Annotated in this window: 23 protein-coding genes and 1 tRNA gene; 10 read left to right on the forward strand and 14 right to left on the reverse strand. The window is 61.7% G+C overall.

What is annotated here, in order from left to right; translation table 11 throughout:
• The first annotated feature begins 42 nt into the window (after positions 1 to 42).
• The 4 genes from U0004_RS02410 (at position 43) to U0004_RS02425 (ending at position 4,508) form a co-directional block, all read left to right on the forward strand.
• A complete protein-coding gene (locus tag U0004_RS02410; protein ID WP_170846399.1) occupies positions 43 to 1,389 on the forward strand; it encodes a CpaF family protein in 1,347 nt (448 codons plus the stop codon).
• An 11-nt stretch (positions 1,390 to 1,400) separates the two neighbouring features.
• Positions 1,401 to 2,378, forward strand: coding sequence for a type II secretion system F family protein (locus U0004_RS02415; RefSeq protein ID WP_034783627.1), 978 nt, complete (start codon positions 1,401 to 1,403; stop codon positions 2,376 to 2,378).
• A gap of 118 nt (positions 2,379 to 2,496) precedes the next feature.
• Positions 2,497 to 3,435, forward strand: a complete 939-nt coding sequence (locus U0004_RS02420; protein ID WP_034783626.1) for a type II secretion system F family protein — start codon at positions 2,497 to 2,499, stop codon at positions 3,433 to 3,435.
• 11 nt (positions 3,436 to 3,446) lie between these two features.
• The gene (locus U0004_RS02425) at positions 3,447 to 4,508 is read left to right on the forward strand and encodes a LytR C-terminal domain-containing protein (protein ID WP_070258516.1); all 1,062 of its coding nucleotides are present in this window, start codon (positions 3,447 to 3,449) and stop codon (positions 4,506 to 4,508) included.
• A gap of 51 nt (positions 4,509 to 4,559) precedes the next feature.
• Here U0004_RS02425 and U0004_RS02430 read toward each other — a convergent pair whose 3' ends face one another.
• Positions 4,560 to 5,561 (reverse strand): EDSAP-1 family PEP-CTERM protein, encoded by a 1,002-nt coding sequence (locus U0004_RS02430; protein WP_070258518.1) that lies wholly within the window; start codon positions 5,559 to 5,561, stop codon positions 4,560 to 4,562.
• Between the two features lie 211 nt (positions 5,562 to 5,772).
• Positions 5,773 to 6,147, reverse strand: coding sequence for a hypothetical protein (locus U0004_RS02435; protein WP_070258521.1), 375 nt, complete (start codon positions 6,145 to 6,147; stop codon positions 5,773 to 5,775).
• A gap of 162 nt (positions 6,148 to 6,309) precedes the next feature.
• Between U0004_RS02435 and U0004_RS02440 the strand changes: the two genes are divergently transcribed.
• Positions 6,310 to 6,621 carry a hypothetical protein gene (locus U0004_RS02440; protein ID WP_070258523.1) on the forward strand — a complete coding sequence of 104 codons (312 nt, stop codon included), beginning with the start codon at positions 6,310 to 6,312 and terminating at the stop codon, positions 6,619 to 6,621.
• A 27-nt stretch (positions 6,622 to 6,648) separates the two neighbouring features.
• On the opposite strand, the gene U0004_RS02445 is transcribed toward U0004_RS02440, so the two are convergent.
• The 7 genes from U0004_RS02445 to petA form a co-directional block, all read right to left on the reverse strand.
• Entirely contained in the window at positions 6,649 to 6,855 is a 207-nt protein-coding gene (locus U0004_RS02445) for a dodecin (RefSeq protein ID WP_070258640.1), read from the reverse strand.
• A 219-nt stretch (positions 6,856 to 7,074) separates the two neighbouring features.
• Positions 7,075 to 7,150 (reverse strand) — tRNA-Thr (locus U0004_RS02450).
• Positions 7,151 to 7,176: 26 nt separating this feature from the next.
• On the reverse strand, positions 7,177 to 7,689 hold the full coding sequence (locus U0004_RS02455; protein WP_070258525.1) for a ClpXP protease specificity-enhancing factor: 513 nt from the start codon (positions 7,687 to 7,689) through the stop codon (positions 7,177 to 7,179).
• Positions 7,690 to 7,916: 227 nt separating this feature from the next.
• Positions 7,917 to 8,528: a glutathione S-transferase N-terminal domain-containing protein gene (locus U0004_RS02460; protein WP_010394154.1), complete on the reverse strand. Its 612-nt coding sequence runs from the start codon at positions 8,526 to 8,528 to the stop codon at positions 7,917 to 7,919.
• Between the two features lie 120 nt (positions 8,529 to 8,648).
• A complete protein-coding gene (locus tag U0004_RS02465; RefSeq protein ID WP_070258527.1) occupies positions 8,649 to 9,413 on the reverse strand; it encodes a cytochrome c1 in 765 nt (254 codons plus the stop codon).
• A 36-nt stretch (positions 9,414 to 9,449) separates the two neighbouring features.
• Positions 9,450 to 10,862: a cytochrome b gene (locus tag U0004_RS02470; protein ID WP_070258642.1), complete on the reverse strand. Its 1,413-nt coding sequence runs from the start codon at positions 10,860 to 10,862 to the stop codon at positions 9,450 to 9,452.
• A gap of 2 nt (positions 10,863 to 10,864) precedes the next feature.
• Complete coding sequence (gene petA / locus U0004_RS02475) at positions 10,865 to 11,473, reverse strand: ubiquinol-cytochrome c reductase iron-sulfur subunit (RefSeq protein WP_070258529.1); 609 nt, start codon at positions 11,471 to 11,473, stop codon at positions 10,865 to 10,867.
• A gap of 412 nt (positions 11,474 to 11,885) precedes the next feature.
• Here petA and mscL point away from each other — a divergent pair, with 412 nt between their 5' ends.
• The 4 genes from mscL to U0004_RS02495 are packed head-to-tail and all read left to right on the forward strand — an operon-like array spanning position 11,886 to position 14,611.
• Entirely contained in the window at positions 11,886 to 12,335 is a 450-nt protein-coding gene (gene mscL / locus U0004_RS02480; protein ID WP_070258531.1) for a large conductance mechanosensitive channel protein MscL, read from the forward strand.
• Positions 12,336 to 12,376: 41 nt separating this feature from the next.
• Positions 12,377 to 13,537, forward strand: a complete 1,161-nt coding sequence (locus U0004_RS02485) for a Do family serine endopeptidase (protein WP_070258533.1) — start codon at positions 12,377 to 12,379, stop codon at positions 13,535 to 13,537.
• Positions 13,538 to 13,558: 21 nt separating this feature from the next.
• Positions 13,559 to 14,251 carry a DUF2461 domain-containing protein gene (locus tag U0004_RS02490; protein WP_070258534.1) on the forward strand — a complete coding sequence of 231 codons (693 nt, stop codon included), beginning with the start codon at positions 13,559 to 13,561 and terminating at the stop codon, positions 14,249 to 14,251.
• Positions 14,252 to 14,266: 15 nt separating this feature from the next.
• Complete coding sequence (locus U0004_RS02495; protein ID WP_231958479.1) at positions 14,267 to 14,611, forward strand: cupin domain-containing protein; 345 nt, start codon at positions 14,267 to 14,269, stop codon at positions 14,609 to 14,611.
• 5 nt (positions 14,612 to 14,616) lie between these two features.
• Here the strand turns inward: U0004_RS02495 and U0004_RS02500 are convergent, their stop codons facing one another.
• The 5 genes from U0004_RS02500 to U0004_RS02520 form a co-directional block, all read right to left on the reverse strand.
• Positions 14,617 to 15,657: an NAD(P)H-dependent glycerol-3-phosphate dehydrogenase gene (locus tag U0004_RS02500; protein WP_070258537.1), complete on the reverse strand. Its 1,041-nt coding sequence runs from the start codon at positions 15,655 to 15,657 to the stop codon at positions 14,617 to 14,619.
• Positions 15,658 to 15,693: 36 nt separating this feature from the next.
• Entirely contained in the window at positions 15,694 to 16,155 is a 462-nt protein-coding gene (locus U0004_RS02505; protein ID WP_070258539.1) for an SH3 domain-containing protein, read from the reverse strand.
• Between the two features lie 83 nt (positions 16,156 to 16,238).
• Positions 16,239 to 16,712: a protein-export chaperone SecB gene (gene secB, locus U0004_RS02510; RefSeq protein WP_034783580.1), complete on the reverse strand. Its 474-nt coding sequence runs from the start codon at positions 16,710 to 16,712 to the stop codon at positions 16,239 to 16,241.
• A 160-nt stretch (positions 16,713 to 16,872) separates the two neighbouring features.
• The gene (grxC, locus tag U0004_RS02515; protein ID WP_034783579.1) at positions 16,873 to 17,139 is read right to left on the reverse strand and encodes a glutaredoxin 3; all 267 of its coding nucleotides are present in this window, start codon (positions 17,137 to 17,139) and stop codon (positions 16,873 to 16,875) included.
• Between the two features lie 25 nt (positions 17,140 to 17,164).
• A complete protein-coding gene (locus tag U0004_RS02520) occupies positions 17,165 to 17,581 on the reverse strand; it encodes a rhodanese-like domain-containing protein (protein ID WP_034783578.1) in 417 nt (138 codons plus the stop codon).
• Positions 17,582 to 17,687: 106 nt separating this feature from the next.
• Here U0004_RS02520 and gpmA point away from each other — a divergent pair, with 106 nt between their 5' ends.
• On the forward strand, positions 17,688 to 18,434 hold the full coding sequence (gpmA, locus tag U0004_RS02525) for a 2,3-diphosphoglycerate-dependent phosphoglycerate mutase (RefSeq protein ID WP_070258541.1): 747 nt from the start codon (positions 17,688 to 17,690) through the stop codon (positions 18,432 to 18,434).
• Positions 18,435 to 18,464 lie beyond the last annotated feature (30 nt).

Raw genomic sequence — 18,464 nt, forward strand, 5'->3', positions numbered from 1 at the left:
GAGATGTCAAGGCTCCCGCCGGGAGCCATCATGGGAGCCGAGATGACTTTACGCGAACGCCTGGCGGCAAATGAAACGGTGCGCCCCGCCACCAACGCACAAGGTGCGCTGGCGCTGCACGCCTACCAGGAACTGAAAAAAACCATGCACCAGACGATACTCGACCGTATCGACCTGGAACGCCTGAAGCGCCTGACGGCCGAGCAGTTCAAGCACGAGCTGGCGCTGCTGGTGCAGCGCGTGATCGAGGAAGAGCGCATCGTGCTGAACCAGCACGAGCGGCATAGCCTGGTGCTCGACATCCAGCACGAGATGCTGGGCTTCGGCCCGCTGGAACCGTTGCTGGCCGATGCCAGCGTGTCCGACATCCTCGTCAATACCTGCGACAAGGTGTATGTGGAGCGGGGCGGGCGGCTGCAGTTGACGGACGTGACCTTCCACGACAATGCGCACCTGATGAAGATCATCGAAAAGATCGTCTCGCGCGTGGGACGGCGGGTCGACGAATCGAGTCCGATGGTCGACGCGCGCCTGCCGGACGGTTCCAGGGTCAATGCCATCATTCCGCCGCTGGCCGTCGATGGCCCGATCCTGTCGATCCGGCGCTTTGCCGTGCAGCCGCTGACGATCGCTAACCTGCTCGACTACAAAAGCCTGACGCCGCCCATGGTGCAGGTGCTGCAGGCGCTGGGGCAGGCCAAGGTCAACATCCTGATTTCGGGCGGCACGGGCAGCGGCAAGACGACCCTGCTCAACGTGCTGTCCGGCTTCATTCCCGGCAGCGAGCGTATCGTCACCATCGAGGATGCGGCCGAACTGGCGCTGCGCCAGCCGCACGTGGTGCGCCTGGAAACGCGCCCGCCGAATATCGAGGGCAAGGGAGAAGTGAGCCAGCGCGCGCTGGTGCGCAACGCGCTGCGCATGCGGCCCGACCGCATCATCCTGGGCGAGGTGCGCGGCGCCGAGGCGCTCGACATGCTGCAGGCGATGAACACGGGCCATGAAGGATCGCTGGCGACCATCCACTCGAACACGGCGCGCGACGCGCTGGCGCGGCTGGAAAACATGGTCGGCATGGCCAGCGTGAACCTGACGCCGCGCGCCACGCGCCAGCAGATCTGTTCGGCCGTGACGGTGGTGATGCAGGTGTCGCGCCTGACGGATGGCGCGCGCAAGCTGGTCAGCCTGCAGGAAGTGACGGGTATGGAAGGCGACATCATCGCCATGCATGAAATCTTCCGCTTCGAGCAGACGGGCGTCGATGCCGCCGGCAAGGTGCTCGGTCACTTTTGCGCCACGGGCGTGCGGCCCCGCTTCACGGAGCGCCTGCGCATGTTTGGCGCGCCCGTGCCGGACACTGTCTTCGATCCCGACCGCATCTACGAATAAGGAGGGGAATCATGGACCTGGTGTTCTACGGCTTTGCCGTGCTGCTGTTCGCCGCCTGCATCCTGATGGTGGAGGGCGCCTGGCTGTGGTGGTCGGGCACGCACGGCAGCGCGGCGCGGCGCATCAACCGGCGCTTGCGGCTGATGGCGGCGCGCGGCGAGGCGGGCGGCGAGCGGGTCTCGATCCTCAAGCAGCGCCGCTATGCGCGCTCGCCCGGCCTCGAGCGTTTGCTGCGGCGCCTGCCGCAGGCGGCACGGCTCGACCACCTGCTGCTGCAATCGGGCTTGTCCTGGTCGGTGGCGCAGTTCCTGGGCGGCGCGGGCGGCTTGCTGCTGGTGGCGCTGCTGTGGCTGGCCATCTGGCCCATGCCGCTGCCTGGCGCTTTGCTGCTGCTGGGCGTGGCAGGCGGCGGGCCGTGCATGGTCGTGCTGCGCGCGCGCGCCGCGCGGCTGAAAAAGATCGAGGCGCAATTGCCGGAAGCGGCCGATTTCCTGGCCCGCGCGCTGCGCGCCGGACACTCGTTTTCGAATGTGCTGCAGATGGTGGGCGATGAACTCAATGAGCCGATCAGCGGCGAATTCAAGATGGCGCACGAAGAGATCAATTACGGCGTGCCGATGAACGAGGCGCTGCAAAACCTGGCCGCGCGCATCCCGTTGACGGACTTGCGCTACCTCGTCATCGCCGTGCTGGTGCAGCGTGAATCGGGCGGGAACCTGGCCGAAGTGCTGGTCAGCATCGCGCGCATCATCCGTGCCCGCTTGAAACTGCTGGGACAGGTGCGCGTGCTGTCGGCCGAGGGGCGCATGTCGGCCTGGGTGCTGGGCTTGATGCCGGTGGTGATGATCGGCGTCATGGCGCTGGTCAATCCGCAATACATCAGCTTGCTGTGGACGGATCCCAGCGGCATCAAACTGCTGTGGTACGCGGCCGGCATGGTGGCGCTGGGTGTCGTGTGGATGCGCAACGTGATCCGCATCCGCATCTAAGAGATCGTCTGAAAAAAGTCCATGGCGTTGTTGCGTCGCCTTGTCGTACTGTCGTACTGCCTTCGGCGACACGCCTAGCCCTGAACGTTTTGTCAGTCGATCAACCGGAGGAAATGCCATGACTGGCTCGCAACTGCTGTTTCTGTTGATTGTCTTCGCCGTGGTGGTGGCGCTGGCCCTGCTGGCATGGCTGATCTTCTTTCCCGGTGCCTTGCGCCAGCGCCTGTTCGGTTCCATGGCGCCGGCCGCCAGCGAGGCAGTGGCGGAAAACGGCTGGGTGGAGCGCGTGGCGCGCGTGGCGCAGCCGTTCAGCAAGCTGTCGCTGCCGGAAGAGGGCTGGGAGCGCTCGCCGCTGCGCACGCGCTTCATGAACGCGGGCTGGCGCCAGGCCAGCGCGCCGGCCCTGTACTTCGCCGCGAAAAGCGTGCTGGCCCTGCTGTTTCCCACCGTGCTGGGTCTGTATGCGGCCAGCGCCATGGCGGCGCAGCTGCGCAGCGTGCTATTGCTGCTGCTGTGCGTCAGCGCCACCATCGGCTATTACCTGCCGAACCTGGTGCTGGCCAGCACGGCCAAGCGGCGGCAGCGCGACATCTTTGAAAACATCCCGGATGCGCTCGACTTGCTGACCGTGTGCGTGGAAGCGGGCTTGAGCCTGGAGCGCGCGCTGGTGAAGGTGTCGGGCGAAATCCATATCAAGAGCGTGGTGCTGGCACAGGAGTTGCAGCTGGTGCTGATGGAAATGCGCGCCGGCTTTTCCAAGGAAAAGGCGCTGCGCAACCTGGCCCTGCGCAGCGGCGTGGAAGACGTCGATACCTTGGTCGCCATGTTGATTCAATCGGAACGCTTCGGCACCAGCATGGGCGATTCGCTGCGCGTGCATTCGGAAAACCTGCGCGGCAAGCGCAGCCTGCTGGCCGAGGAGGCGGCAGCGAAGATTGCCCTGAAACTGCTGTTCCCGCTGATCTTTTGCGTTTTTCCCACCCTCATGCTGGTGCTCATGGGGCCGGCCGTGATCGAAGTGTATCGCGTGCTCGTGCCGGCCATGGCCAGCCGCTGAAAGGAGCTACCATGCGCTTGACGATTTCCCGCCTGGCCGCCGCCTGTGCCTGTCTGGGCCTGGGTGCGTGCGCCAGCCACACGGCGCACGCGCCGCGGCTGCCGGCGCCGCCCGCTGCCGCTGCCGATGCGGCCTATGTCGCGGGACGCCAGTATTTTGATGCGGGCGACCTGCCTGCCGCGCAAGCGGCCTACGAGCAAGCCCTGCGCGCCGCGCCGCGCCATGTGAATGCGCGCAACGGCCTGGCCGTGCTGCACGCGCAGCGGGGCGAGCACGATGCGGCGATTGCCCATTGGCTGGCCTTGACGCAGGAGGCGGGCACGCCGCAGCCGCAACAGGCGTATCTGTTCAGCAATCTCGGTCATGCTTATTATCTGAGTGGACGCGATGCGCAAGCCTTGCCCGCGCTGGAACAGGCGTGTCTGCTCGACCCGCTCAATGCGCTGGCCTGGCAGCATCTGGCGCAGGTGCTCGAACGGCTGGGGCAACACGCGCGCGCGGCCGTCATGCGGCGCCAGGCGGCCAGCTTGCAGGAGCACGATTTGCGGCGCGACATGGCCGTCTTGCGCAACGCGGCGCCACCGCAGGGTGTACCCGTGGCCGCGCCGGTGCCGGATGTGCCCGCCATGGCGCGCATCGAGATCACGCAAACCGACGGCATGGCCCGCTTGCAGCGTGTGCCGGCAGCCGTGCGCAGCGTGCCCGTTGCCGTTGCCATACCCCGTCCGCGCCTGGAAATTGTGAATGGCAATGGCGTGCCTGGCCTGGCCGCCGCACTGGCGCGCAGCCTGGCCGGCGCTCCCGTGCAGGTGGTGCGCCTGGCCAATGAAACCAGCTTCCAGGTGGCGCGCACGCGCGTCGAATACCGGCCCGCGCAGGAGCAGGCGGCGCGCCAGCTGGCCCGCCAGTTGGGGATGCAGGTACAAACCCAGGTGCAGACCCAGGCCGCCGATTGTCCTGTCAGCGAGCTGCGCCTGGTACTGGGGCGCGACCTGAGCGATCCGTCCATGCTGCACCGCTATTATCTGCAGCAGTTGCAGCTGGCGCGCCAGGCGCTGGCGCGGCTCGGTTAACACGCCTCTGTTGATGCAAAAGAAACGGCGCCCATGAGGCGCCGTTTTATTTCATGCTGCTGATGATTGTGGTTGGCGGCGCCGCGTAAAAGCCAGGGCCGCCAGTCCCATGCCCAGCAGGAACAGGGTGCCCGGTTCCGGCACGGCCAGGGGATCGATGACGACGATGTCGGTGCGCGTGGACTTGGAAAAGTTCAAGGTATAGCTGCCGGCCGGCAGGGCGAAATTCGAGGTCAGGGAAAACATCGCAAAGCCATTCGTGAAGGCGCGCCCGGTAGCGGGGTCGTTGGTGCCGGCCGTCATGTTCAGGCTGAACGGATCCAGGCTGCCGACCGTATGGTTGCCGTTGACGTCGCTGCCATTGTTGGCATCGCCATCGGGTGCGAACTGGAAGATCACGCCATCGGCATTCGCGTTCGACAGGCAGCCGACGGGGCTGGCGCTGTTGCAGGAGATATTGAAGATATCCATGATCGACACGTTCGACTTGTCGCCCATGGTCGTCACGCTGGTGCGCAGGTCGCGCCGTCCCATGAAGCTGAAGGTGATGAAGCCGGCGCTCGACAGGGTCAGGTTGACGGAGCCGGTGAGCGTGTCGCCGGCCGTGGATGTGGCGGCACCGACCGTGTTGCGCTGGGCTTCCGCCACGGCGCGCACCGTGGCGCCGCCATTGAGCATGTTGCCGAAGGCATGTGCATCGCCGCGGGCGAACTCCAGGGTGGAACTGGGGCTGGGGGCGTAATTGTTTTGCGGCAAGCCGCTGCAGCCTCCACCCGAGCACACTTGCAGTACGTCGGCGTTGGCGGCCGGTCCTGTATTGACGGCACGCGGATTGACGGCTACGCCGCCTTCGAAAAACGCGCTGTCGCTGGCATTGCGATTCGCGCCGGCCAGCGACAGCGCGCCGGCGCTGGTGGTGATGCGGAAATTGTTCAACTCATTGACGGCCAGGCCGTACGCGCCGGCCTGCGCCTGGCCGCTGGCCAGCAGGCTTGCCGCCGCCAGTGCGCCCAGCCAGCCCAGGGTCTTGCTTCGTGTGTGATCGACGTTCATCGCAGCCTCTTATCGTGGTCAGTCTCGAAAAATCCGGGGGACAAAGAATCCAGGATGACTTGCCTGGATTCATCTCGTAGACAGGGATAAGCAGCTTGCGTGCCACACAAAAAAATCACGTGAAATCAATTGCTTGCGCAAAGCGGACTGAGCTGGCGGAAGCAAAGTGTAAGAAAGGCCGACGCCGCTTGGCGGGCGGCGCCAGCCAGCCTCAGGTGCCCCGGTGATAGCCGAGGTGGCCACCGGAATTGCGTGCGCAGCCGCATCCGATGCGCGCCACTTCCTCGCCCTCCGTCAATTTCCAGTTGGTAATCGTCGTATGCTGCCAGTCGATGTCGCTTTTCTTGACAGGTTTTACCGTCAGGGTGCGTGCTGCCGCATCCGTGTACTCCATCAGCTCCTCATCGTTGGCGATGTCGAAATGGCGGTGGATCAGGGAAATGCCGAAGCGGTCGAGCGCGCCATAGCGTTGCAGCACATCGCGCAGTTCGCGAAAGCAGGCGAGATCCTCGGGCAGCAGCGGATCGACGGCGGAAATATCGGCAACGGGCTGCCATTGCATGGCGTGGATGTTCAGGCTGTGCATGATAGGCTCCTGTGCCCCATGATGATAGGCCCAGGCTGGCAGAGGGGCGCCGGCACGCCTGGCGAAATACCCATCGTGGCCGCAAAACCGCTGCGGCGCTTGCGCCATATCAAAGGTGCGGCACATCGTATCTCGTCCGATCATTGCCCGGTAAAATAGGCCATGGCAAACAAAACCCCCACTTTCCCCGGCGCGCGCACGGGCCGCGGCCAGGTCCTGGCCGTGCTGCTGTCGAACCGCGACCAGTCCGGCGCCGAGCCGCTGCAAGGCCGCGTCTCCCTGGCCGCCATCGTCAAGGCATTGAAACGCAAATATCACTGGCCCATCGAGACGCACAGTTTTCCCGCCAACACGCAGGATGGTCGGGCCAGCTGGGCGACCGTCTACAGCCTGCCGGAAAAGGTCATCGACACCGCGCTGGAGGCCGGCGGCCGGGAGTGGCTGGAAAGCCGGGGAGCGGTCGCGCGGCGGTGAATGCGCCGCCTGCCTTACTCGATCCGTTTACTCGAGCCGGAAGCCGACCTTGAGCGTGACCTGGAAGTGCGCCACCTTGCCGTCGACGATATGTCCCCGCGACTCGGTCACTTCATACCAGTCCATATGCTTGACCGTGAGCGCCGCCTTGGCAACGGCATCGCGTATCGCCTGATCGCTGCTCTCGGTCGATGTGCCAACCAGTTCGATCAGCTTGTAAGTGTGTGCGGACATGATGTTTCCCCAGGTAGGCAAGCCAGACATCGGGAGCCTGCATTGCGCAAGCACGTGCTCATCTTGCGCCTAAATGTGCCGGACGTCATTGCGCGGTGCAGCAACGCGTCAACCTGGATGGCGATGCGTGCCAGTGTTCCGGATGGCTTCCGCGGGCGTGGGAAAAGAAAAAAGGGCTACCAGCCGAAGCGGGTAACCCTTTGATTTCCTACTGAATTCTGGTGCCGACTGCCGGTTTCGAACTGGCCACCTGATGATTACAAATCAACTGCTCTACCAAATGAGCTAAGTCGGCAAAAACTGCGCGTTGCGAATTATACGCTATTTAATGCGTGTCAGGGTCGGGCGGCCGCCTTTTTTTGGTGGCTCGTCGTCGCCGGGCGTGGCGTTGTCGCGTTGTTCGGGGGAGCCGGTCGGCACGGACGACAGGGTGGGACCGCTGGCGGCGGGGGCGAGCACCGGTGGCGGGACGTCGGCCGAGGCCGGGCTGTCCGTCGGTTGCGCGTCCGGGTCATCATTGCCCAGCACGGGCTCGAAGGCCATGCCCTGGCCGTTTTCGTTGGCGTAGATGGCCATCACGTTGTCGACCGGTACGTAGATTTCGCGCGAGACGCCGCCAAAGCGGGCGTGGAAGCGGATGGCGTCGTTGTCCATCTTCAGGCCGCTGGTGGCGCCGAAGCTGATATTGAGCACGATTTCGCCCTTTTTCACGTATTCCATCGGTACCGTGGTGCGCGAATCGACTTTGACCGCGAGATACGGCGTGTAGCCGCTGTCGGTGCACCACTCGTAGATGGCGCGCAGCATATAAGGTTTGGTTGAGATTTCAGACATGGTAGGCACTATGAGGCGGGAGCGCCCCCGCAAGGCGGGCGCACCGGTATTTCAATGAAACGATGGGACAACTATCAATAAAAGAACAAAGAATGACAATTGGCCCAAGATGCCCCAGAAAGCGTAGCGAGCAAGCCCGATATCGGCTTCAGTAACGCAGCCGTACTTTAGTACGGCGAGTAACGCCAAGTCGAGAGCGGGCTGCGCAGTAGCTTTATGGGGATATCTTAACGGCGCATGACCTTTTCGGAAGGGGTCAATGCCTCGATATACGCTGGACGCGAGAAGATGCGTTCGGCGTATTTCATCAGCGGTGCGGCCGTCTTCGACAGTTCGATGCCGTAGTGGTCCAGGCGCCACAGCAGCGGCGCGACAGCCACGTCGAGCATCGAGAATTCGTCGCCCAGCATGTACTTGTTTTTCAGGAACAGCGGCGCCAGGGTCGTCAGGCGGTCGCGGATTTCCGCGCGTGCCTTGTCGTGGGCCTTGTCGTTGCTCTTGGCGCGTTCGCTTTCCAGCACGTGCACGTGCACGAACAGTTCTTTTTCGAAATTGAACAGCATCAGGCGCGCGCGGGCACGCATCAGCGGATCGGCCGGCATCAGTTGCGGATGCGGGAAGCGCTCATCGATGTACTCGTTGATGATGTTCGATTCATACAGGATCAGTTCGCGCTCAACCAGGATAGGCACCTGGCCGTACGGATTCATGGTCGAAATGTCTTCCGGTTTGTTGAACAGGTCGACGTCGCGCACTTCGAAGTCCATGCCTTTTTCAAACAGGACCAGGCGGCAGCGTTGCGAAAATGGGCAGGTTGTACCCGAATAGAGAACCATCATTTTTTATAGTTCCTTAGAAACAAAGGGGGTGAAGCCGCGAACGGCTCACCCCAGGTCGCTTGTCCACTCATGCGGACAACGCAGAAACAGGCATAAACCGGCCTATGGCCGGCGCCTCACTTATTTGACTTCCTTCCAGAACGACGCGTTAAGGCGCCATGCCAGCAGAGCAAAGACCGACAGGAACAGCAGCACCCACACGCCCAGGCGCTTGCGTGTTTGCTGTGCCGGTTCGGCCATCCACTCCATGTAGCCGACCAGGTCGGCTACCGCATTGTCATACTCGATCTTGTTCAACGTACCTGGCTTGACCTGCTCGAAGCCGGCAAATTTGTGGATCTTCTTGCCAGCTTCGTGCGGATCATTCTCTTCCACGAACTTGGCAGTCTGGACACCTTGCAATTCCCATAATACATGCGGCATGGCAACATTCGGCACGACCATGTTGTTCCAGCCGGTCGGACGAGTGTCGTCTTTATAGAACGTACGCAGGTAAGTATACAGGTAGTCGCCGCCTGTGCCAGCGGAAGATGATTTCGCGCGCGAAATTACCGACAAATCCGGCGGTACGACGCCAAAGAAGGCCTTGGCGTCCTGCGGTGCCAGGGCCGTCGTCATCAGGTCGCCTACTTTATCACCGGAGAACAACAGATTCTCCTTGATCTGGATTTCCGTCAAGCCCAGGTCGCGCAGGCGGTTGTAGCGCATCGACACGGCGGCGTGGCAATTCAGGCAATAATTGACGAACAATTTGGCGCCATGTTGCAGCGCTGCCATGTTGGTCTGGCGGTCAGGCGCCTTGTCCAGCGGAAAGCCGCCTTCGCTGGCGAGAGCCATGGCAGGCACGAGGGCCAGGATGGCGAGCAGTTTTTTTGCAATCTTCATATGATGTATGTCCTTTGAGCGTGGCGTGAGAGCGGCTTAGTGCGGGTGAAACGTCACACGCGACGGCACGGTCTTGAACTGGCCCATTGCACTCCACCATGGCATCAACAGGAAGAAGCTGAAGTAAATCAGGGTGCACACTTGCGACACGATGGTCTTCGCATCCGTTGGCGCCTGGGTCCCGAGGTAGCCGAGGATCAGGAACGACAGGCCGAAGATGGCATAGATGTATTTGTGCCAGGTCGGACGGTAGCGGATCGATTTCACGGGCGAATGGTCTAACCATGGCAGGAAGGCCAGGATCACGACGGAACCGCCGAAGAACACCACACCCCAGAATTTCGCATCGAGCACCTGCGGCAGCATGCCGATGATGGCGACGATGGCGATGCCGGCGATGATGGATTTGACGGTCGTCGACAGGCGCGACTTGAGCCAGATGAACACCACGTAGGCAGCCACGACACCCATCAGGACGTACATGAAGTCGGCCGTGGTGGCGCGCAGCACCGAGTAGAACGGCGTGAAGTACCAGGTTGGCGCGATGTGCAGCGGGGTCTTCAGCGAGTCGCCCGGCAGGAAGTTGTTGTATTCCAGGAAGTAGCCGCCCATTTCCGGCGCGAAGAAGACGACGGCGCTGAAAATGACGAGGAAGATCGATACGCCGAACAGGTCATGCACGGTGTAGTAAGGATGCGAAGGGATCGAATCGAGGGGGTGGCCGTCGGCGCCCAGGTTTTCCTTCACTTCGATGCCGTCCGGGTTGCTGGAGCCCACTTCATGCAGGGCGATCAAGTGCGCTGCGACCAAGCCCAGCAGTACCAGCGGGATGGCGATCACGTGGAAGGCGAAGAAGCGGTTCAGGGTGGCGTCGGAAACGACGTAATCGCCGCGGATCCACAGCGACAGGTCAGGGCCGATCAGCGGGATGGCGCCGAACAGGTTGACGATCACTTGTGCGCCCCAGTATGACATCTGGCCCCATGGCAACAGGTAACCGAAGAACGCTTCGGCCATCAGGCACAGGAAGATGGCGAAACCGAACAGCCAGATCAGTTCACGTGGCTTGCGGTACGAGCCGTACAGCAGGCCGCGCGTCATGTGCAGGTAGACGATGATGAAGAAGGCGGAGGCGCCCGTCGAGTGCATGTAGCGCACCAGCCAGCCCCACGGTACTTCGCGCATGATGTACTCGACGGAATTGAAGGCCAGGGCCGCATCCGGTTTGTAGTGCATGGTCAGGAAGATGCCGGTGACGATCTGCAGCACCAGCACCAGCATGGCCAGCGAACCGAAGATGTACCAGAAGTTGAAGTTTTTCGGGGCGTAGTATTTGCCCCATTGATCGTTCCACAGCTTGGTCAGGGGAAAGCGGTCATCGACCCAGCCCAGCGCTTTTTCGGCGACGGGAGCGTCTGCCGGGAACTTCGTTTCTTTGAAAGCAGCCATGATCAAGCCTCGCCTTTCTCGTCTTTACCTATCAGCAATTTAGTGTCGCTCAGGTACATATGGCGCGGCACTTGCAGGTTGTCCGGCGCCGGCTTGTTCTTGAACACGCGGCCTGCCATGTCGAAGGTGGAGCCGTGGCAAGGGCACAGGAAGCCGCCTTCCCAGTCATCGGGCAGCGACGGTTGCGGGCCGGGGGTAAATTTCGAGGAAGGGGAGCAGCCCAGGTGGGTGCAGATGCCGACGGCGACGAGAATTTCAGGCTTGATCGAGCGCGCCTCGTTCATGCAGTACGGCGGCGTGAATTCGGCGGGATTGCGTTGTGAATTGGCATCGGCGACCTTGCCATCGGTTTGCTTGAGCGACGCGATCATTTCCGGCGTGCGCTTGAGGATCCAGACCGGCTTGCCGCGCCATTCGACGGTGCGCATTTCGCCGGGTTGCAAGGTGGTGATGTCTACTTCGACCGGCGCGCCAGCCGCTTTCGCGCGCTCCGACGGCTGGAAGGTGCTTACCAAGGCTCCCGCGGTTGCCAATCCAACTACACTGCCCGCCGCGCACGTGGCGACGAGCAAGCCGCGACGGCCTGAATCGACCTGCTTTTCGTTACTCATGCAAACCCCAATCAGTCAAAATGCGAATCTTTATTATGAGTGGCAGCCGCGAAAAACCCGTCGCCGAAGCTCTTTCCCACTGTTTGCCGCAACCCGCATCTTTGTACGGTAAAGTGGCAACATCCCTGCGGAACTTCGGCCAATGGCGCAGCCCGTGCCAGTTTCTTGTTGATTATCCGGAAGTGAAAAAGCCACTTCTGGCAACCGCAAATTATAAGTGAAGCAAACAACGAATAAAACAAAAACGTTGCTTGTACCATAATTTATATACTTTTGCAGGAGGTGGCTAGTTCTTTCGAACTAGATGCGCACGGCTGTGCCGGAATTGGTCCTGCTGGCAACCACAAGTTGGTGTCCCCAGGAATCAATAGTATGATCGGCATGTTTTTATATCTATCCGAAGGAGAAATTCATGGCAATGATGAAGGAATTTAAAGAATTTGCAATGAAAGGCAATGTCGTCGATCTGGCGGTCGGTGTCATTATCGGCGGCGCCTTCGGCAAGATTGTCGATTCCCTGGTGCAAGACGTGATCATGCCGCCCATCGGCCGCATTTTCGGCGGCCTCGATTTCGCCAATTACTATCTGCCCCTGAATGGCCAGGCGACAACGATGACCCTGGTGGAAGCGAAAAAGGCGGGCGCCGTACTGGCCTACGGTAACTTCCTGACCATTTTGCTCAATTTTGTCATTCTGGCTTTCATCATCTTCCAGATGGTGCGCCTGATGAACAAGGCCCGCCGCAGCGAACCGGTCGCGCCGGCGCCGGCACCGGCCACGCCGGAAGACATCGTGCTGCTGCGTGAAATCCGCGACTCCCTGCAGCAGAACGCACGCAACAGCAACAATCTGGCAAAATAAGTCGTTCCGGCACGGGCCGGCTGACCTGGGCAGAGAACTGTATGCGACGATTCTGGTTATTGTTTGCGCAAACCGTGACGATCGCGTTGGCGCTGTACTTTGTGTACGGCGCGCTGCGCCCGGCCAGCCGGGTACAGCAGCTGGGCTCTCCTGCGAAACCGGTGCCCGTGGTGGAAACGGCGTCCAGCAGCCTGGCGCCCGGTTCCTACCGCGACGCGGCGGCGCGCGCCATGCCCGCCGTCGTCAATATCCTCACCCTGCAAGTACCCAAGCGCGGCGCCCATCCGCTGGCGCGCGATCCCTTCTTCAAACGTTTCTTCGGCGACCGCGACCCGGACGGCGAGGATGGCGAGGACTTGAAAAACAGCCTCGGCTCGGGCGTCATCGTCAGCCATGAAGGCTATGTTCTGACGAATAACCACGTGGTCGAAGGCGCCGACGAAATCGAAGTCGTGCTCACCGATGGCCGCAAGGCGCCCGCCAAGGTCGTGGGCCTGGACCCGGAAACGGACCTGGCTGTCATCAAGATCGACCTCGACAAGCTGCCCGTCATCGTGCTGGGCCAGTCGGAACTGGCGCGCGTGGGCGACGTGGTGCTGGCCATCGGCAACCCGTTCGGCGTGGGCCAGACGGTGACCATGGGCATCATCTCGGCCCTGGGCCGCAACAACCTGCACATCAACAGCTTTGAAAACTTCATCCAGACGGATGCTGCCATCAACTTCGGCAATTCGGGCGGCGCCCTGGTCGATACGCGCGGCAATCTGATCGGCATCAATACGGCGATCTACTCGCAAAGCGGCGGTTCCGTCGGCATCGGCTTCGCCATTCCCGTCTCGACGGCCAAAACGGTGATGGAAGCCATCATCAAGGATGGCCACGTGGTGCGTGGCTGGATCGGCGTGGAAACGCAGGACATCACCCCCGAGCTGGCGCAAAGCTTCAACTTGCAGCGCACCAGCGGCGCCATCATCGCCGGCGTGGTGCGCAACGGGCCGGCCGACAAGGCGGGCATCGTGCCCGGCGACATCCTGCTGACGGTGGACGGCAAGCCCGTGGGCGACACGACGGAAATGCTGAACCTGATCGCCCAACTGCCGCCCGGCGGAAAAGCTAAAATGACGGTGCTGCGCAAGAATCGCGAAGCGGCGCTCGACGTGATGGTGGGCAAGCGCCCCATCCCGAAAGAGCTTTCCAAATAGTTGCTGATCGGAATTTGACACATGCATGTGCGTGATTTGACCCAATTTTTACGTGAACTGAGCGACAACAACAACCGTCCCTGGTTTGTCATGAACAAGCCCCGCTACGACATCCTGCGCGAGGAATTCCTCGCCCTGGTCACCAGCCTGATCGGTGAGCTGGGCAAGTTTGACCCGGCCGTGAAGTACTGCAATCCGAAGAAGGCGATGTTCCGCATCAACCGCGACGTGCGTTTCGCGCACGACAAGAGCCCGTACAAGACGCGTTTTTCGGCCGCCATCGCGCCGAACGACATGCGCCGTCCCAGCAAGGCGGGCGGCCCCACGTATTATCTGCAGATCGATGGCCAGGGCAACCTGCTGTTCGGCGCCGGCGAATACATGCCGCCACCGGGCCGCCTGAAGGCGCTGCGCGAACACATGGTCAACGACGCGCCAGGTTTCTCCAAAGTGCTGAAGAATAAGCGCTTGAAGGCCCGCTTCGGCACCATCCAGAACGAGGGCAAATTGCAGCGCCCGCCCAAGGGTTTCGAGGCGGATGCCGAACATATCGAATTCATCAAGCTGAAAAGCTTTTTTGTCTGGACCGAAGTGCCGCTGCCCGTCAACGAGCCCGAGAAACTGCTGCCGACCCTGGCGGAAGGCTTGAAGGATGCATGGCCGCTGGTCGAGTGGATGCGCGGCGCGAAAGAGCCGGAGGAAGTCACCGAGTAATTGCGGAAGGAGCACATGATGGCACTGGAGCACGCAAGTTCAGGACAGGTGATCGAGGTGCTGCGCAGGGACGGCGACGACCTGTCGCAGTTTTCCGCCATTGCGCTGGCCAAGACGGACGAACTGGAATTGATCCGCATGTGCATGCCCAAGGGCAAGACCATGCCCGAGCATCATGTGCTCGGTGAAATCACCCTGCTGTGCCTGCAGAGGCAGGTGGCGGTGACGGCGCATGGCGGCGTGCAGCTGCTGGGGCCGGGGCAGATGCTGTACCTGCTCGGCGGCCAGGCGCACGCCCTGGAAGCGCGCGAAGACAGTTTATTGTTGCTGACCATACTCATGCACAAGGCGGGACGCTAGTCCTGTCAAGCCGCCTCGGCGCGCGGATCGCGCGACAGCAGTTGCTGCACCATCACGTGCGGCAGATCGCCGTCGAACAGCACGCCGGCCACCGCGTTGGTGATCGGCATGTCGACGCCCATGCGGCGCGCCAGTTCGCGCACGGCCTTGGCGCAGGGCACGCCTTCTGCCACATGACCGAGTTCGGCCACGATGGTGGCCAGCGCCTTGCCTTGCGCCAGGCCCAGGCCGACGCGGCGGTTGCGCGACAGGTCGCCCGTGCACGTCAAAATCAAGTCGCCCATGCCCGTCAAGCCCATGAACGTTTCCGTCTGGCCGCCCAGGGCCGTGCCCAGGCGCGTGATTTCCGCCAGGCCGCGCGTGATCAGCGCGGCGCGCGCATTCAAGCCCAGGCCCAGGCCGTCGGCCACGCCGGTGGCGATCGCCAGCACGTTCTTGACGGCGCCGCCCACTTCCACGCCCACCAGGTCTTCGCTCGCATACACGCGGATGGTGCCGCCATGCAAGGCCGAGACGACGGCGCCGCGCAAGGCGGCGCTGTGCGAGGCGATGGTCAGCGCGCACGGCAAGCCGCGCGCCACTTCCTGCGCGAACGAAGGGCCGGACAGGGCGCCGCCCGGGATATTGTCGCCCAACACTTCCTGCACGATCTGGTGCGGCAGCAAGCCCGTGCCGCCTTCAAACCCTTTGCACAGCCACACCAGGTTGCCGATGGCCTTGTCTTTCAATTGATGCAGCATGGGCCGCAAGCCTGCCACGGGGCAGGCGGCGATCAAGAGGCCGTGTTCACCGTCGGCATGCGCGACGGCGGCGTCGAAATCGGCACCGATGCGCAGTTGCGGCGGCAAAGGGAAGCCTGGCAAATAGCTGTTTTCACCGCTGGCGGCCATGGCGGCCATGGCTTCGCCATTGCGGCCCCACAGCAGCACGTCGTGGCGGCCGGCCAGGGCCATCGCCACGGCCGTGCCCCAGGCGCCAGCGCCCAGGATGGTGATCTTGCGGGCGGTGGGAATGATATCGGGAGTGACTTCAGGAGAAACTTGCATGCAACCTCAATGGGGCAGGGGGAACGGGTGTGGTGCTTACATGCCCCACACTTCGCTGGTCTTGACGTAGCCGCTCTGGCCATCCTTGTGGCGCACCTTGACCCAGCCGGAGGTCGGTTGCTCGCTCATTTCCAGCAGCACGCCCTTGTCGACGAGGATGATGGCGGAGGCGGTGTCGTCGGGGCTGGCGCGAACCTTGAGGTTCGCGGCGCGTGCCACGACGTTGCGCTTGGCCGACAGGCCCTTGGCTTCCGTCCAGGCCATTTCGCCGCTGGCGTCGCGTACCTTGACCCATTCGCCGTAGCTGAGCACGACTTCCAGCGGCATGCCGCGTGGCGCCACGTACAGCTTGCCGCCCTTGGAGGATGGCGCGTCGTACAGGATCACGGGAGCCGCGCCCACCGTTTTGAAATCGACGGCGTGGCTGGCGGCGGTCGCCAGCAGCAGTACGGCGCCGGCCATCCAGCGGAACTTGCTCAAGAGCGCACTTTTCAACATGATATTTTTGAACCTTAACGAAACACGGCGGCCAGGCCGCCGTGTCAGGCCAGCCTTGACGGCCGGCGGGGTCTTGCAAGAGCTTAGTGCGTTTCGCTGGCTGCTGGAGCTGCGGCAGCGGCGTCAGCAATAGCTTGCAGACGTTGTTGGTAGAACACTTCGAAGTTGATCTCGGCCAGGTGCACTGGCGGGAAGCCGGCACGGGTGATCACGTCGGCGATGTTGGCGCGCAGGTAAGGGTAGATGATGTTCGGGCAGCCGATTCCCAGCAGCGGATCGAGTTGATCAGCAGGAATGTTGCGTGCTTCGAAGATACCGGCTTGCTTGCCTTCAACCAGGAAAGCGACTTTTTCGCCGACTTTGGCGGTCACGGTGATGGTCACGGTGGCTTCGAAGATGCCGTCGGCCAGAGGCGCAGCGCCCACGTCCAGAGCTACTTCGATCGCTGGTGCTTCTTGTTCCAGGAAAATAGCTGGGGAATTTGGTTGTTCCAGCGACATGTCTTTCAGGTAGACGCGTTGGATTTGGAAGACTGGTTGCAGATTTTCGTCAGACATGGAACGCTTTCGTTGTAAAGGACAAGAACGGCACACCGTTCAAATATGGTGCTTGCGGTATTCAAACCGCGCCGGGTAGGCGCGGCCAGATCAGGTGCGAGGGCAATTGTATCAAAACAATACGACAAAAAACCAAGCAATTTCTCGAACCCGCTTTATATCAGGCTGCCGTGCCATTTAACAAGGGGTCCAGCTTGCCGGCTTGATCGAGCGCATACAAATCGTCGAATCCGCCCACGTGGGTATCGCCCACATAGATTTGCGGTACCGTGCGGCGGCCCGTGCGTTCCATCATCTTGATGCGCTCTTCCGGGTCGAGGTCGACGCGGATCTTTTGCACGGTCACGCCCTTGGCTTCCAACAGGCGCTCGGCGCGCACGCAATACGGGCACACGGCGGTGCTGTAAACAATAACAGGTACGGTCATGATGATTCCTTCAGTTAAGGCTGGCTTATTTCGCCAGCGACAAGGTTTTCAATGGCAAACCCTGCTTTTTCCATTCGTCGAGGCCGCCTTCCAGGCTCGTTGCCTCAGCGAAACCGGCTTTGCCCAGCAGGCCGACGGCGGTTGCCGAACGCGAACCTTTCTGGCAAACCACTACAATGGGGCGCGTTTTGAATTTTTCCAGCTCGCCCACGCGTTTTGCCAGTTCCGGCAGCGGAATATTTTTTGCGTCAGGCAAGTGGCCCGTGGCAAATTCTTCCGCGCTGCGCACGTCGACGATGATGGTTTTGCCGCGGTTGATCAGTTGCGTGACTTCCAGCACGGTCGCGCGCTTGCCGCGCATCGACAGCAGTGGCCAGAGGAGGGCGCCGCCGGAAATAATGACGATGGCAAACAGAAAAATGTGGTCGATAATGAATTTCACGTAGGGTCCAATGGTTTAAGTCAATCCGCGCATTATAAAATAGAAGCTGGACGAGGTCTTTTTACGTTTTGCTTTTTTGATTTGAACCCCTTGAGAAGATAGAACTATGTACAAAATCGTTTTCATGCGTCACGGCGAGTCCACCTGGAACCTCGATAACCGCTTCACCGGCTGGACCGACGTCGATCTGACGGAAAAGGGCGTCAACGAAGCCAAGGCCGCCGGCCAGATCCTCAAGCAGGAAGGTTTTACGTTCGACGTGGCCTACACTTCCGTCCTGAAGCGCGCCATCCGCACCCTGTGGCTGGCGCTCGACGAGATGGACATGATGTATTTGCCGATCAAGAACGACTGGCGCTTGAACGAGCGCCACTACGGCGCCTTGCAAGGCCTGGACAAGGGCGAGACGGCTGCCAAGTATGGCGACGAGCAAGTATTGGTATGGCGCCGCAGCTACGACACCCCGCCGCCTCCGCTGGAAGCGAACGACGACCGCGCCTCGTTCAACGATCCGCGCTACGCCGGCTTGCCGAAAGCGTCGATTCCGCTGACCGAATGCCTGAAAGACACCGTGGCGCGCGTGATGCCGGCCTGGGATGACGAAATCGCCCCGGCCATCCGCTCCGGCAAGAAAATCATCATTTCGGCCCACGGCAACAGCTTGCGCGCGCTGATCAAGATGCTCGATGGCATCAGCGACAGCGACATCGTCGGCCTGAACATCCCGAACGGCCAGCCGCTCGTGTATGAACTGGACGCCGACCTGAAACCGATCCGTCATTACTACCTGGGCGACCCGGCAGCGATTGCGGCAGCGCAAGCGGCCGTGGCGAACCAAGGGAAGGCCAAGTAATTTTGTCGTCTTTCTTCCGCGGCACAGCCA

This window comes from Janthinobacterium lividum (genome assembly GCF_034424625.1).
Lineage (GTDB): Bacteria > Pseudomonadota > Gammaproteobacteria > Burkholderiales > Burkholderiaceae_D > Janthinobacterium > Janthinobacterium lividum.

What these genes read in the sequence shown, in the direction of transcription:
- U0004_RS02410 (WP_170846399.1), top strand. Translation starts at nt 43, where the DNA reads ATGACTTTACGCGAACGCCTGGCGGCAAATGAAACGGTGCGCCCCGCC.
- U0004_RS02415 (WP_034783627.1), top strand. Translation starts at nt 1,401, where the DNA reads ATGGACCTGGTGTTCTACGGCTTTGCCGTGCTGCTGTTCGCCGCCTGC.
- U0004_RS02420 (WP_034783626.1), top strand. Translation starts at nt 2,497, where the DNA reads ATGACTGGCTCGCAACTGCTGTTTCTGTTGATTGTCTTCGCCGTGGTG.
- U0004_RS02425 (WP_070258516.1), top strand. Translation starts at nt 3,447, where the DNA reads ATGCGCTTGACGATTTCCCGCCTGGCCGCCGCCTGTGCCTGTCTGGGC.
- U0004_RS02430 (WP_070258518.1), bottom strand. Translation starts at nt 5,561, where the DNA reads ATGAACGTCGATCACACACGAAGCAAGACCCTGGGCTGGCTGGGCGCA.
- U0004_RS02435 (WP_070258521.1), bottom strand. Translation starts at nt 6,147, where the DNA reads ATGCACAGCCTGAACATCCACGCCATGCAATGGCAGCCCGTTGCCGAT.
- U0004_RS02440 (WP_070258523.1), top strand. Translation starts at nt 6,310, where the DNA reads ATGGCAAACAAAACCCCCACTTTCCCCGGCGCGCGCACGGGCCGCGGC.
- U0004_RS02445 (WP_070258640.1), bottom strand. Translation starts at nt 6,855, where the DNA reads ATGTCCGCACACACTTACAAGCTGATCGAACTGGTTGGCACATCGACC.
- U0004_RS02455 (WP_070258525.1), bottom strand. Translation starts at nt 7,689, where the DNA reads ATGTCTGAAATCTCAACCAAACCTTATATGCTGCGCGCCATCTACGAG.
- U0004_RS02460 (WP_010394154.1), bottom strand. Translation starts at nt 8,528, where the DNA reads ATGATGGTTCTCTATTCGGGTACAACCTGCCCATTTTCGCAACGCTGC.
- U0004_RS02465 (WP_070258527.1), bottom strand. Translation starts at nt 9,413, where the DNA reads ATGAAGATTGCAAAAAAACTGCTCGCCATCCTGGCCCTCGTGCCTGCC.
- U0004_RS02470 (WP_070258642.1), bottom strand. Translation starts at nt 10,862, where the DNA reads ATGGCTGCTTTCAAAGAAACGAAGTTCCCGGCAGACGCTCCCGTCGCC.
- petA (WP_070258529.1), bottom strand. Translation starts at nt 11,473, where the DNA reads ATGAGTAACGAAAAGCAGGTCGATTCAGGCCGTCGCGGCTTGCTCGTC.
- mscL (WP_070258531.1), top strand. Translation starts at nt 11,886, where the DNA reads ATGGCAATGATGAAGGAATTTAAAGAATTTGCAATGAAAGGCAATGTC.
- U0004_RS02485 (WP_070258533.1), top strand. Translation starts at nt 12,377, where the DNA reads ATGCGACGATTCTGGTTATTGTTTGCGCAAACCGTGACGATCGCGTTG.
- U0004_RS02490 (WP_070258534.1), top strand. Translation starts at nt 13,559, where the DNA reads ATGCATGTGCGTGATTTGACCCAATTTTTACGTGAACTGAGCGACAAC.
- U0004_RS02495 (WP_231958479.1), top strand. Translation starts at nt 14,267, where the DNA reads ATGATGGCACTGGAGCACGCAAGTTCAGGACAGGTGATCGAGGTGCTG.
- U0004_RS02500 (WP_070258537.1), bottom strand. Translation starts at nt 15,657, where the DNA reads ATGCAAGTTTCTCCTGAAGTCACTCCCGATATCATTCCCACCGCCCGC.
- U0004_RS02505 (WP_070258539.1), bottom strand. Translation starts at nt 16,155, where the DNA reads ATGTTGAAAAGTGCGCTCTTGAGCAAGTTCCGCTGGATGGCCGGCGCC.
- secB (WP_034783580.1), bottom strand. Translation starts at nt 16,712, where the DNA reads ATGTCTGACGAAAATCTGCAACCAGTCTTCCAAATCCAACGCGTCTAC.
- grxC (WP_034783579.1), bottom strand. Translation starts at nt 17,139, where the DNA reads ATGACCGTACCTGTTATTGTTTACAGCACCGCCGTGTGCCCGTATTGC.
- gpmA (WP_070258541.1), top strand. Translation starts at nt 17,688, where the DNA reads ATGTACAAAATCGTTTTCATGCGTCACGGCGAGTCCACCTGGAACCTC.